This is a genomic window from Psychrosphaera haliotis (assembly GCF_009728465.1).
Lineage (GTDB): Bacteria > Pseudomonadota > Gammaproteobacteria > Enterobacterales > Alteromonadaceae > Psychrosphaera > Psychrosphaera haliotis.
In genome coordinates, this window is record NZ_WOCD01000005.1 from 688,620 (window position 1) to 701,414 (window position 12,795).

The following is a 12,795-nucleotide window of genomic DNA, read 5'->3' on the forward strand; positions in this document are numbered from 1 at the left end:
TAATCGGTGAATGACCGTCAATTGAACAATAATTAATCAATTGACGGTTTGAAAGGTTATAAACTTTTCTTAGGAGGGAGCGCAGAGTTGGCAAAAATAAGTCCTGCTACCAAGGACATAAGTATTATTAGAGATTGTTGACCTGCGGTTTCTGCTGAAGCAAAACCTTCACCCACAATATATGAATTTAAGCTAATAAAGGTTTTACTGCCTGGTACTAATACAATCAAACCTTGCATAGTAACAATTACAGCTGGTGCATTAGCTAAACGTGTAAATAGATTCCCGTAAATGCCAACCATAAAGGCACCAATAAAGGCGCCAATACCAACATCGTAGTGTATTGAACCGTAGTGGCTTGTGCCGTAAGCAACAAAACCAATCAGTAATGACCAAACCATATGTCGACGCCTAGTTCTGAAAGCAATAATAAGCGCCCAGCCTAGAATAAATATCGCCAACCAAGCCGTCCACCATGGCAACAATTCTTGAGCTACAAACTCAACTTTGCCAAACATTTCCTGTCCAAGCTCAACGCCAACAAATGCTCCAAAGTACAGTTTGAACAGCATCATCACAGCGTCCATTATTTTGGCCGTGCCTGATACTAAGTGGCGCGCAGACAATTCTTGCAAGCCAATCGTTAACGCTAAACCAGGTATTAAAACGATAATGGATGACAAAATAGCTAAATGGATGTTAATTCCAGGGTCAACATAGGCTGCGATTGCACAAGCCCCCATAGCCGACATCATTGCCACTAATGGCTCCAACATATTGGCTATGCCTTTAGAACGCTCTGACCATAAAATAAACAGGTAAACAACGATACCTAATAAACCAGCCCACAATGACGTGTTCAAGCTTGTATTCATCAGCATCGCAAATGCGCTACCAGACATGCCAAATGAAAAACCTGTGGCTAAACGGCCATAAGGATTTGGCATAAATTCAATTTCATCAAGGCGCTCTTGTGCTTCTTCTACGCTAAGTTCACCACCTAACACTAAATCAACAACATCATCTGTGCGAGATAACGAGCCCATGTCTAAGTCGCCAGGATCAACCCTTGCCGCATGTGTATATTCATCTTCATGCCCTTCCGTCCAAAGTACGAATGTCATAGACGTTGGTGATATTATGAAAGATGAGCGAAGACCTATCGCATCAGCAAGCGTCATTAAGTGCGCTTCTAATCGATAAGCGGGTGTGCCATATTTATGGAGCATTTTTCCCAAGCGAACGATAAATTTTCGTTTCTGCTTAAATGCCTCTTGCTGGTCTTGCATCTTACTCGCCTTTTTCTTCGCTGGTATTTAACGGCGTATTGTCCGCCATTGGCTCCGCTACTAATTCTAGTCGCTCATGCTCAAAGTCTGAATGATTAGGCTCAATTTGTGGCATCGTTTTGGTTACCTTGTTAGATAACTGATTAAACCGCTCAACTTTACCAGCCAAACCTTGTTTACCCGCGAGTCCCTTTACGGTTTCATTATATTGGTTGCTTACTGTATTTAGTGACTTGCCCAGCTTTTGTAAACGCTCAGCTACAACACAAACTTGATTGTATATTTCGCCTGCTCTTAAGCTAATTTCTTTGGCTTCAGTATTACCTTGCTCAATACGCCATAAGTTAGATACTGTTTTTAATATTGGCATTAGAGTTGTGTGTGACACCAAGATAACATTTTTTTCGTAACCGTAATTGAACAAGTCTTTTTTGTGTTTCATCGCTTCAATATAAGCTGGCTCAATAGGCATAAACATTAATACAAAACTAGGACTTCGCAAGCCAATCAAGTTTGAATAGTCCTTTTTAAACAAATCATTAATATGATTTTTAATGGCATTGCAGTGCTCATCTAAGGCGGAATTAACCTCTGCATCTGATTCAGCAGCTATGGCTTTATCATAAGCCACTAAAGATACTTTGCTATCAATAATAATGTGTTTATTGTCTGGCAGTTTAATAACAAAGTCAGGAAGCCTTCGGTTACCTTCCTCATCAACTCTGTTCTCTTGCGTATCGTAATGATCGCCTTTCATTAGCCCAGCTAACTGCAGTGTTCGTTCTAGTTGAATTTCACCCCAATTACCGGTGGTCTTTTTGTCACCTTTAAGCGCCGTTGCTAAGTTGTTGGCTTCATTAGTCATTTGCAAACCAATATCCAGCACTTTTTTCAACTCAGAGCTTACCGTTGCCTGCCCTTTGACTGACTCACTATGCACTTCGTTCACTCGCTTTTGAAAGCCTTCAACTTGCTCTTTAAAGGGTCTTAAGATTGCATCGAGTTCGGTTTTATTCGATTGACTAAAAGACTGACTTTTTTCATCTAAAATTTTGTTCGCTAAATGAGAAAACTCTAGTTTTAACTGTTCACGTTGTTGCTCAACTTGCGCCTGTTGTTGCTCAAAATTCTTTTGTTTTTCAACAAAACTAGTTTTGATTTCCGTTAACTCCGACGTTAATGACATCAGCTCTTGCTGTTTGCCTTGCAGCTGATGTTGCATCGCAATGTTGTGATCTTTAAGTTCATCAATAGATAAGTTACGCTCGTCAATTCGAGTTTCTAAGCCTTCAATTTCAGCCGTTAACGCTGCTACTTTTTGATGTGAAAGTTGTGCTTGGGTTTGAAAGTTTAAGGTTCGCTGTTCACTAGCTTCAAGTGCTTGGGTCAGTTCTTCAACTTTAAGAGTATGTTGATGTAAGGTTTGATTTGTTTCTTGCAGCTGCAACGCTGCACTTTGAAGGCTATTTTTGGCACGAAAATACAACCTTATAATCACTATTAAAGCAATTAATAATAAGGCAATTATAAAATCGGATTGGCCAAACTGGAGATGAAAATTTTCCACGAATCAAAGACTTCTATTCCAAACTAACAAGAGTGACATTGTGCCTATACAAGCCATAAATTGGAATGACCAAACCGGACTTTGTGCCAATTAGTTTTTATATTTCCGATCTAATATTTTAGAGCAAAGATGCAGCCTAAAAGTTAAACAACTTGAGAGTACCGTCGCTTATTCAACTGACTCGCTAAATAGGTATCAAACGTCATGCAAATATTGCGAACAAATAAACGTGCTTCACGACGAATAGACAATGATTCTTTTGACGTTTCGAGCATGCCGTCTTGCTCAAATGTTTTAAGACTTTGTAGCTCTGATTTAAAATAACGACTAGCCTCAATTCCCCACTGGTTCTCAATTTCTTTAAATTGAATTTTGAAATTGCACATAAGAGACTGAATAACATTAGCTCTAATTAAGTCGTCATGAGTTAAAATTCGCCCGGCAAGTTCAGGCAAATGCTCTCCTATAGAATAAGCGTCATAATAATCTGATATTTTTTTCGGGTTTTGCATATAAACATTGCCAATATGGCTGATTGACGACGCGCCAATAGCTAACAAGTCTGAGTCTTCTAGGATCGTGTAACCTTGAAAGTTACGATGCAATTGATTGTTATTCTGTGCCGTTACTAAATTATCTGTAGGCTTTGCAAAATGGTCAAAACCAATTGCTTCATATCCACCCTCGCCTTGCCCTTTACCGCACAACATATCATTGGCAAATAACATCAACTCTAGTTTCGTTTGGGCAGAAGGCAGCCATTCATCTTTTATTTTTCTTTGTGATGAAAATCGCGCAGGTAAATGTGCGTAACTGAATAATGAAATGCGGTCTGGATCAAACATCAGCACATCTTTTAATGTTTGCTCAAACACGTCTTTATTTTGGTGAGGTAGTCCATAAATCAAATCAAAATTAACAGAATCAAACCCAATCTCTCTCACCCAACGCAATACACTACCAACAAGCTCATTTGATTGGACTCGGTTAATAGCTATCTGAACCTCAGGATTGGTATCTTGTATGCCAAAGCTAAGTCGATTAACGCCGCAGGCTTTGAGTGTTGTGAGTAACTTTTCATCAACATGGCGAACATCTAATTCAACACTAATTTCCGCATTTTCTGCTATATCGAAGTCTTGCTGAATTGCCGTGAAAATTTCAACAAATTGCTCAGGACGCAAAAAGTTTGGTGTACCACCACCAAAATGAATCTGGTTAATAGGCTTATGTTTTAAGGCTTCACCGCGGCGTTTTAGCTCCTGCAACATAGTTTCAACATATTTAACGGACTTTTCTTGATGCCTGGAGACTATTTTATTGCACCCACAATAAAAGCAAAGTTGATGACAAAATGGGACATGAAAGTAGAGTGACAGCGTCTGATTTTCAGAGGCCATTGCTGCGGCTCTTTGAAAGTTATCGGCAATTTTCTGATTGAACTCAAGTGCAGTTGGGTAAGACGTGTATCGAGGGCCGTTTACGTTGTATTTTTGTAGCCAGTGCAATTGATTATTCATAACTTTCTCTCAAAAAAAGTGCCACCTTAAAATAAGGTGGCCAACACAATAAGAGAAGTTTATAGGTTGTTTATGATCTGGGACTTGATATAGCTCAATTCAAGTCCGTTTTTATTAAATTGAGTACTTAACCGCTTTATCTAATAGGCTTCGGTAATTGATTTTGCCTTTGTTGCAGCTTTCAATGTCCTTTTGTTTAAATACATAGTAAAGCTTTGAGGCATCATTTACATAAAACGTCATGTACTTATCGTCTTTAAGACTTCTAAGTCCCGAGCCAAAGTCACAAACCACTTCACTAATAGCAAATGCATACTTTTTAGCTAACTCCTGCTGCTTTTTTATGACTTCCGCTTTGACTTTTTCCGCCGCCTTTCTTACCGTTTTTTGATGTTTAACCATTTCACTATTTACGATTTTTAGTTGCTTTTGTAACTCTTGCATCTCTGCTTCTAGTTTCATGACTTGTTTGTCAGATCCACCATTATTAATGTCACTAACCAGTTCAGCGTCTCTAATTTCTCGCTCAACCTGTCGAGCTTTTCGCTCCAACTTGCTCGCTTGTTTAGACAACTCTCGCTGTTTTTTTCGTAGCTCATTTTTTGCCGCTCGCATTTCTCGTTGCGCCTCAATATTTTTACCGCCAAACGATTCTGCAATTGTCGTTGCTTTATGGATTTCAAACTCTAAGTCTTCAATGTCATGATGACTTAATTCAAAATAGTGTTCAGTATTTTCCGTCTCCATTCGAATTTCAACCAACTCCTCTAGCTCTCTTTCAACGCCTGGTTTAGCTGGCGCACCCGGCTTAGGTGGTGGCGGTGGGATAAATGACGAATCACTATCTGACGAAAACACGGTACCGTCGTGACTAACAAAAACGTTTGGAGCCGAAAACCTACGGCTCGCATTAATTTCAAACAACATGCCTTGATGAGCTAAGTAGCTAGCCGAAACACTCCCAGCATTTTTACCTAGTTTGTCTGACAATGACGTTTTCAATATCGTCGACATCATCTTGATATCACGTTTAACATTGTCCAAGTGCTGGTCAGACAGCTCACCTTTAGCATTGGCACTCGCGGCTATCATCAGTGTGGATAACGCTGCAACAATAGGTAACAACTTTTGTTTAATTACTTTTTTCATATTACTCTCCAGTTATTCTTCTGCGCCAGCCACTTGGTCATCACGAGTCATTGCGTTGCCTCGTCTAAGTGACGCTACTTTTAGTTTATATTGCAATTCATCTATCTCTGATTGGAAAAACATAAGGTCTTCCGCTCTTTGTTTTTGGATTATAGAAACAACGTGTTCAAGGTCTTCTTGTCTTTCCGTACGACCACTTTCAATAAGATAATTTGCCAGCGAAACGGTACTTTCCGTTTGATTTGCCTCTAGTTGCTTAATGGCCAATGTTAGCTGTGCTCTGTTCTCGTTTATTAAAGTATTCATTTGTTGTTGAAGCTTTTGTGTTTGCTCTTGTTGCCACTGTTGCTTTTGCTCCGTAGCGGTTAAAAGCTTAACGCTCCCTTCTTGCCACTGTAGCTTTAGGTCAAATACAAACATGGTACAAATAACCAGAGATACGGACATGGCAAAAGCAGACATACCTTGTGGCCACCAGCTAAAAACACCTTTACGTGAGTCTTCAGAATTGTGACCTGAAAAAGTAGAAGCTCGGTCCCATGAAGGCACTTCTATGGATTCATCAAACGCTCTTCCACTCGCTGATAGCGCATTTATTAACTCTATTTTTTCTTTGTATTCCGCAGAGCTATTCAAACGCTCAAACTCCAAAGGAGATAAGGTTTTGCCATTTGACCAAGCTACGAATAATGCTTCTAATGCTTGGCTTTTTTTATCATGCTGCATAGTCGCTGCCTTTTAGTAGTTGTTTTAACTTTGCCAAACTTGCGTAAAATTTAGATTTTACTGTGTTGCTCGACAGCCCCATTTGGTCGGCGATTTGTTCAAATGTCAGTTGCTGAAATATTTTTAATTCCACAATTAGTTTTTGTTCAAAACTCAAAGCACTTAATAACACCCTTAATCCTTCGCTATCCTGCAACTGCTCCAAACTTATAGCTGGGCAATCAGTAGAGCCATCACTTTCAATATCATCAGGCTCTTCACCGTCATGGATTACTATTTTTTTACGCCTGTAAAAGTCCATACACTTGTAATAGGCCATGGAAAGTAGCCATGTCTTAAAGCTGCTTTGCTGTTTAAAGTCAGCAAGATTTCGGCAAACAGAAACAAATGTCTCTTGCATTAAATCTAAAGCATCTGCCTGGTTATTCGTCATTCTTAACGTATAACCATAAAGCACCTTTTCATGACGTTTAACTAACTTGCACCAGGCCGACTGACTGCCATTCAGCGCCTTTGCAATTAATGTTTTGTCATCTTGATTTAAAAACAAAGCAGTCCTTATTTATTATTTTTAGGTATAACCGTTATCTTTGTATCTATAGTCGCGGCACGATGCAAAAAAGTTTAACTTTTTTTATCTTTTCTTTTCTTTTCTTTTCTTTTCTTTTCTTTTCTTTTCTTTTTGATTTTGATTTTGATTTTTATTTTTATTTTTATTTTTATTTTTATTTTTATTTTTATTTTTATTTTTATTTTTACAAAACAAGCTATTTGAGTTGGAGCGAGGAATGAAAGTAACTAAAAATATAAACTGATGCGTAGTCTAGAAAGATTGTCGGCTACTAGGTCGATGACAATATGACTGCATAAAAAAACCAGCTCGAGGCTGGCTTTAAAAAAACGTTATTAAATTCACGTTAAAAATTTAGAACGACTTTCACCGTACTATCGACTAACGAGTCATCAATGATCCCAATGGCGTTTGGTTTAGAGCCAACAAAAGCCTTAACCTCTGCTGGACTCGTAAATTCCTTGGGTGGAACACCTCGGCCTGTAAATGCCATTTTCGCCCAATAAGCAGTATATTGAGACTCTGACTTATTTAACACTGAGGAATTAAAGGTTTCCCTGACTCCATTTCCCGAATTTAATGTAGCTAATTCAGCTTTATTTCCGTTACTAAATGCACCTTTTTTACCTAAATACAGCTTTTTTATATCAGCTGTGGTTACTTCACTGTTATTTTGGCTATTCACAACTACTACATTACCTGCAAATAATGAAAAGGAGATAAAACCAAAACCAATCAAAACAAATTTTAATATATTCATCCGTACACCCTCCTTAAAATGCGAAATCTAAAGATACGAAAAAGGCAGTGCTATCAGTTTTACCGTCTTGATTTTCATCAATATAAACAGCCGCATCGCCATCATCATTAAACTGTAAAATCTCAAATTTTAATGCCGAATACGGGGTTAGGCTGTATTTAGCACCAATCCCTATGGAGTTATAATCATCGTCAGGTGAGCCGGATACTCCATCTTCAAAGCCACTAGACACACCACCTGGCGCTATAAAACGAAGCGTACCTTCAAATTGTGAATAGAAAATATAAGGCGTCCACTTGTCCATTCTGTAAGCAAAAGATGCAAACCAAGACTCATAAATGGTGTCATATTCATTCCACTCGACAATTGCTAAAACATTATCCATGTCGTACTGCAAAGAAACATCAAAAAACTGAGTGTCTACCCATTCTCCACCAAACAACGGTGTAGATGGATAGCCACCTTCATTATAAAACGTGAAGTTTTCTTTGCCGCCAAGGTATGATAGCCGTAGTGTGAATGCTTCATAATTAGTATCAACAACTATACCCATTAGTTCTTCATACTCTTTGGTCGTTCTTACACCCCTAACACCTCTAAAATTACCATTGCTATCATATAACTGTTCCGTCTTATATTGCTCAATCGTTGTGATCAAATCATTTGGATCTGTATTTTGTTGACCCGCATAAAGACGGACGTTTGATGTAGCAACATCAAAGTCAAAATTCATGTCGAAGCTAATACCTTGATAATTAGTAACTGCCAATGAATAAGCATCTGATGGTACTCGAACCCAAGGGTAAGCCACACCAACATCCATATAGTCCGAGAAATGATAAACGGGCAGTCGCATTTGACCGACTTTTAGGCTTGAATCAGGTGTAACGTTATACGTTGCGTATAACCATTCCATCTCAGGTTTAAAGTCATTCACTCCTCTAAACATTAACTGGCCGGTTACACTAAGATCATCAGTGGCAGAGTATCGAGCTTGAATACCTAATCTCGACTCACTCTGTAACTCTATACCATCAGAGTATTGACCTGCTCCACCAGGAAGCCTCGCCCAGTAACCATCTCCATCTACTACTACACCACCAACTAGACTACCGAACCCAGATAGCCTTATTTTGTCATTTGCAGTAGCCCCGGCGGAAAGTAGACCACAAGTCATAAGCAGTAAAATATTATTTATTTTCATTTGATCACCCATAAAGTTGTTAATCAACATGAGTATAGACAAGATTCAAAAACCTGAATTTCAAAGCAAAAAAAAACCGCAAAAATATGCGGTTTTCTTATCAAAAAGTAGATGGTTTTATTTGACTGGCGTTAACCAACCCCATTTATCTTCTGTTGTGCCGTTAAACAAGCCAAAAAATGCATCTTGAACTTGTTTAGTGATTGGGCCACGTTTGCCTTCGCCAACATTAATGCCGTCAACACTGCGAAACTGGAGTAACTTCAGCAGCAGTACCACACATTAATATTTCGTCAGCTAAATACAGTGCTTCACGAGGAATATTTTGTTCACGAACTTCATAACCCATGTCGCGCAATAACGTCATAATAGTATCGCGAGTAATACCTGGTAAAATTGCCGCTGTTACCGGTGTTGTGGTTACAATATTGTTGCGAATAACAAATAAGTTTTCACCAGCACCTTCAGATACCATGCCATTTACATCAAGGGCGATACCTTCACCGTAACCGTGACGACGCGCTTCCATTGAAATTAGCTGCGATGATAAATAGTTACCACCGGCTTTAGCGCCTGTAGGCATAGTGTTAGCAGCTAAGCGATTCCAGCTTGAAACACCAGCATCTACGCCTTTTTCTAAGGCTTCTTCACCTAAATATGCGCCCCATTCCATTGCTGCTACTAAAACATCTGCTTCAGTATTAAATGGTACAGCTAAGCCTAAACCTATTTCGCCATAAAAGGCTGCAGGTCTTAGATATGCTGATTTAAAGCCATTTTTAACAACAACATCTTTTTGCGCTTGATTCATTTCTTCATGTGTAAAAGGAATCGTCATGCGATAGATTTTTGCTGAATCGAATAAACGACGAGTGTGATCGTCAAGACGGAAAATACAAGTGCCCTTGTCCGGCGTATTATAGGCGCGAACACCTTCAAATACTGACGAGCCATAGTGAATTGCGTGACTTAATACGTGAACTTTTGCATCTGCAAAAGGGATGAGTTTACCGTTAAACCAAATAGTTTCTGCTGATGATGGTAATGCCATGGATTTTTCCTCCAATTTTTATTTGGCGCAATTCTGCCTTATCAAATTGGGAATAGCACTGTTTGAAGGAAAATGGTGGCAAAAAATAACGGCTCTGTTGTCAGCATTTTTTACCACTTTGGTTATATCTTTTATTTTTTAAGGAGTTGGAAGTCCCCATCTAGCAATGCTGGCAAGCCTGTCGGCCCAATATAATGTAACGTGCCAGTAGCGACCATCACTGACTTTTCTTTTAAAAGAGGGTTGAGCTTTTTCTGCCACGCGACATTTCGCTCAATAAGTAATACGTTTTCCAATGCTTTGTCATAACCAGTTTGCTTTAACGTAGTATCGTAAATCTTTTCAAACGCGGATATATCGCTGTTAATCCATGCCTCTAACATTACTTGAGGCATATCTGACATGGTATTTAACTCTTCAAGGGTATCTAACAACATATCGTTGTAATCAATAGAATCATTATTATCAAATAAGCGATTAAAAATATTCAGTTGCTGCTCAAAGGTTTCTAGTTCAAGTATGGTTTTATTGTGCTTTTTTGCATGTTCAATAATTTGCTGATCGATACCATGCTCAGCAACCAAACCCATTTTTTGATAAGACATTTGAACCATCATGACGGCTAGCATCCAAGGCTTAAACTGTTCGTACTGGAAAATCTCACCACCAAACTGCTGTAAGTAACGATTAACTTTAGTGGCGACAACCGGTGATATTAACTGTGTAACCGTGGTTCCTCTTGGCAACATAGCAAGTTCCATCACTATTTGCTGTTGTTGCAATGCCGACACGTTCGCTAAATCCACTTCAACAGCAACAACATCTACCGCTTCAATGCGCTTTTTTAATTGCTCTGACAATTCTTTTAATCGTTCGTCACCAACATGAATGGTGCCCACCAAGTAATCATCTTTATATTCGCCAGTACCTTGCCAAGTTGGCTCAGCACTTGTGTTAACAGAAAATAATGCGAACGCTAATACTAAAGCTATTTTATTCATTAATATCACTTCTTAAACTTATTAATTAATGCTTGTTTTACCACATCAGGAACAAAAGCAGAAACATCGCCGTAATGCGCTGCAACATCTCTAACTATGGTTGACGAGATATGACTAGTTTCAGAGCTTGGCGTTAACAATACACTTTCTAACTCTGCATTTAACTTACGATTCACCGTCGCAAGCTGATATTCATATTCAAAATCGGCTACCGCTCGCACCCCTCTAATGAGTACAGTGGCATTTTTTTGTTGCGCATAGTCTGCTAACAAACCTTCAAAACCCTCAACTTCAATATTCGTTAAATCCGATACTGAAGACTTCACTAATTCGACACGCTCTTCTAGCGTAAATAGCGGTTGTTTTCTTGAGCTCATGGCGATTGAGATGATTACTTTGTCGAACAACTTTGCGGAGCGCCTAATGAGGTCGATGTGACCATTGGTAATTGGATCAAAAGTACCTGGATAAATTGCTGTAACCATTAAATGAAATTCCTAAATAAGACTGTGCTTTTTGCACTATATCACCAATATTGGATTCGGTTAAAACCTTGGCTTTGTGATTACCTAAAAAAGCAATATGAAGAAAACAAGTAGAGCTAATGATCTAATTTGTGGTTAAATACGAGTAATTACTCCGTCTCCTTTTTTAATTGATACTAAGGGATGGTTCATTGGCCAAGATGGCTAATCACAGAGACAGATTATGAAAACAAAAGATCGTATCATTCAAGCTAGTTTAGAATTGTTTAATGCCCACGGCGAACGCAATGTAACAACTAACCACATTGCATCTCACTTAAATATTAGCCCAGGCAACCTTTACTATCATTTCAGAAATAAAGAAGAAATCATTCGTAATATTTTTGAAAAATATGTCCAGCACATGGAAGTCTCATTTGAACCGGTAAAGCCAAGTGAAGATGCCGTTGAATTTTTATCTAACTATTTAGATGCCGTTTTCTCAGCACTTTTCCATTTCAGCTTTTTGTACGACAACTTACCTGTCATTATGGCTCGTGATCCTGAGTTAAAGTCTCAGTATTTGGAAATCCATAATAAAATGATGGATAAAATCAATGCACTGGTACTTGGTTTGCAAAATGCTGAAGTCATTAATATAGACCATGACGATGTGGACGACTTTTCTAATATAATTAAGCAACAAGTTACCTTTTGGATTAGCTACTGTAAGACTAGCCAAGAAGATACGTCTATCACGGATGAGTTAATTTATAACGGCTTGTTAAAAGTACTACTATTATTTAAGCCGTATGTCACATCAGAATTTACTGACGTAGTTAAAGACTTAACGGCTCGTTATAAGTCTTTGGCCAACGTAGAATCTTAATTTAGAGGCACATAATGTTTGATTTAAAAGCTTGCTACCATGCAAACCTTAAGCAACACCTAGAGTTATTCCAACAAATGGAAGTTTATTTGCCACAAGCAGAAGAGTTGGCAAACGCCTGCTTTAAAGCATTAAACAACGGCGGAAAAATCGTATTTTTTGGCAATGGTGGAAGCGCCGCAGATAGCCAACATTTAGCTGCTGAGTTTGTTGTTCGCTTTAAAAAAGAGCGCCGCGCATTGGCCTCTATTGCCTTAACAACTGATACTTCAATTTTAACCGCAAACGCCAATGACTACTCTTTTGACTCAGTGTTTTCACGTCAAGTTGAAGCATTAGTTAAAGAACAAGATGTGGTGATTGGTTTAACCACCAGCGGCACAAGCAAAAACATAAACCTTGCACTAGAAGCGGCTAATGAACTTGGCGCTTATACTGTTGCGTTAACTGGTCGTGATGGTGGAGCAGTGAAAGATATTGCTACATTGCCTATTATTATCAAAAACGACATCACAGCTCGTATTCAAGAAGCACACATGTTTATTGGTCATTGGTTATGTGAAGCCATTGACGAACTTGTTACTCAAAACGACTAAAATTCGGA

At 38.7% G+C, this 12,795-nt stretch carries 13 protein-coding genes and 1 pseudogene; 2 read left to right on the top strand and 12 right to left on the bottom strand.

The window, feature by feature from the left end; translation table 11 throughout:
- Window positions 1-56 precede the first annotated feature (56 nt).
- From GNP35_RS13925 to coaD, 12 genes and pseudogenes are all read right to left on the bottom strand, one after another.
- Window positions 57-1,289: a threonine/serine exporter family protein gene (locus GNP35_RS13925; protein ID WP_155696792.1), complete on the bottom strand. Its 1,233-nt coding sequence runs from the start codon at window positions 1,287-1,289 to the stop codon at window positions 57-59.
- A 1-nt stretch (window position 1,290) separates the two neighbouring features.
- Window positions 1,291-2,736 carry a DNA recombination protein RmuC gene (locus GNP35_RS13930; protein WP_196492533.1) on the bottom strand — a complete coding sequence of 482 codons (1,446 nt, stop codon included), beginning with the start codon at window positions 2,734-2,736 and terminating at the stop codon, window positions 1,291-1,293.
- A gap of 263 nt (window positions 2,737-2,999) precedes the next feature.
- Window positions 3,000-4,376 carry an oxygen-independent coproporphyrinogen III oxidase gene (hemN, locus tag GNP35_RS13935; protein ID WP_155696794.1) on the bottom strand — a complete coding sequence of 459 codons (1,377 nt, stop codon included), beginning with the start codon at window positions 4,374-4,376 and terminating at the stop codon, window positions 3,000-3,002.
- A 114-nt stretch (window positions 4,377-4,490) separates the two neighbouring features.
- Entirely contained in the window at window positions 4,491-5,525 is a 1,035-nt protein-coding gene (locus tag GNP35_RS13940; protein WP_155696796.1) for a hypothetical protein, read from the bottom strand.
- 12 nt (window positions 5,526-5,537) lie between these two features.
- Window positions 5,538-6,251 (bottom strand): hypothetical protein, encoded by a 714-nt coding sequence (locus GNP35_RS13945; RefSeq protein ID WP_155696798.1) that lies wholly within the window; start codon window positions 6,249-6,251, stop codon window positions 5,538-5,540.
- Entirely contained in the window at window positions 6,241-6,801 is a 561-nt protein-coding gene (locus GNP35_RS13950; protein WP_155696800.1) for an RNA polymerase sigma factor, read from the bottom strand. Before GNP35_RS13950 ends, GNP35_RS13945 begins: the two co-directional genes overlap by 11 nt.
- Window positions 6,802-6,885: 84 nt before the next feature.
- Window positions 6,886-7,017 carry a hypothetical protein gene (locus tag GNP35_RS16135; protein WP_269139951.1) on the bottom strand — a complete coding sequence of 44 codons (132 nt, stop codon included), beginning with the start codon at window positions 7,015-7,017 and terminating at the stop codon, window positions 6,886-6,888.
- A 151-nt stretch (window positions 7,018-7,168) separates the two neighbouring features.
- Complete coding sequence (locus GNP35_RS13955; RefSeq protein ID WP_155696802.1) at window positions 7,169-7,582, bottom strand: phosphate ABC transporter substrate-binding protein; 414 nt, start codon at window positions 7,580-7,582, stop codon at window positions 7,169-7,171.
- Window positions 7,583-7,595: 13 nt separating this feature from the next.
- The gene (locus GNP35_RS13960; protein WP_155696804.1) at window positions 7,596-8,786 is read right to left on the bottom strand and encodes a hypothetical protein; all 1,191 of its coding nucleotides are present in this window, start codon (window positions 8,784-8,786) and stop codon (window positions 7,596-7,598) included.
- Between the two features lie 117 nt (window positions 8,787-8,903).
- Window positions 8,904-9,837: pseudogene (locus GNP35_RS13965) on the bottom strand (branched-chain amino acid transaminase).
- Window positions 9,838-9,968: 131 nt separating this feature from the next.
- Window positions 9,969-10,838 (bottom strand): TraB/GumN family protein, encoded by an 870-nt coding sequence (locus GNP35_RS13970; protein WP_155696806.1) that lies wholly within the window; start codon window positions 10,836-10,838, stop codon window positions 9,969-9,971.
- Between the two features lie 5 nt (window positions 10,839-10,843).
- A complete protein-coding gene (coaD, locus tag GNP35_RS13975) occupies window positions 10,844-11,323 on the bottom strand; it encodes a pantetheine-phosphate adenylyltransferase (RefSeq protein ID WP_155696808.1) in 480 nt (159 codons plus the stop codon).
- Between the two features lie 223 nt (window positions 11,324-11,546).
- On the opposite strand from coaD, the gene GNP35_RS13980 reads away from it, so the two are divergent.
- Window positions 11,547-12,191 carry a TetR/AcrR family transcriptional regulator gene (locus GNP35_RS13980; RefSeq protein ID WP_155696809.1) on the top strand — a complete coding sequence of 215 codons (645 nt, stop codon included), beginning with the start codon at window positions 11,547-11,549 and terminating at the stop codon, window positions 12,189-12,191.
- 14 nt (window positions 12,192-12,205) lie between these two features.
- Window positions 12,206-12,787, top strand: coding sequence for a D-sedoheptulose 7-phosphate isomerase (locus tag GNP35_RS13985; RefSeq protein ID WP_155696810.1), 582 nt, complete (start codon window positions 12,206-12,208; stop codon window positions 12,785-12,787).
- The last annotated feature ends 8 nt before the right edge of the window (window positions 12,788-12,795 follow it).

Excerpts from the sequence above, each read along its gene's own strand:
- GNP35_RS13925 (WP_155696792.1), bottom strand. The coding sequence starts at position 1,289 with ATGCAAGACCAGCAAGAGGCATTTAAGCAGAAACGAAAATTTATCGTT.
- hemN (WP_155696794.1), bottom strand. The coding sequence starts at position 4,376 with ATGAATAATCAATTGCACTGGCTACAAAAATACAACGTAAACGGCCCT.
- GNP35_RS13940 (WP_155696796.1), bottom strand. The coding sequence starts at position 5,525 with ATGAAAAAAGTAATTAAACAAAAGTTGTTACCTATTGTTGCAGCGTTA.
- GNP35_RS13945 (WP_155696798.1), bottom strand. The coding sequence starts at position 6,251 with ATGCAGCATGATAAAAAAAGCCAAGCATTAGAAGCATTATTCGTAGCT.
- GNP35_RS13955 (WP_155696802.1), bottom strand. The coding sequence starts at position 7,582 with ATGAATATATTAAAATTTGTTTTGATTGGTTTTGGTTTTATCTCCTTT.
- GNP35_RS13960 (WP_155696804.1), bottom strand. The coding sequence starts at position 8,786 with ATGAAAATAAATAATATTTTACTGCTTATGACTTGTGGTCTACTTTCC.
- GNP35_RS13970 (WP_155696806.1), bottom strand. The coding sequence starts at position 10,838 with ATGAATAAAATAGCTTTAGTATTAGCGTTCGCATTATTTTCTGTTAAC.
- coaD (WP_155696808.1), bottom strand. The coding sequence starts at position 11,323 with ATGGTTACAGCAATTTATCCAGGTACTTTTGATCCAATTACCAATGGT.
- GNP35_RS13980 (WP_155696809.1), top strand. The coding sequence starts at position 11,547 with ATGAAAACAAAAGATCGTATCATTCAAGCTAGTTTAGAATTGTTTAAT.
- GNP35_RS13985 (WP_155696810.1), top strand. The coding sequence starts at position 12,206 with ATGTTTGATTTAAAAGCTTGCTACCATGCAAACCTTAAGCAACACCTA.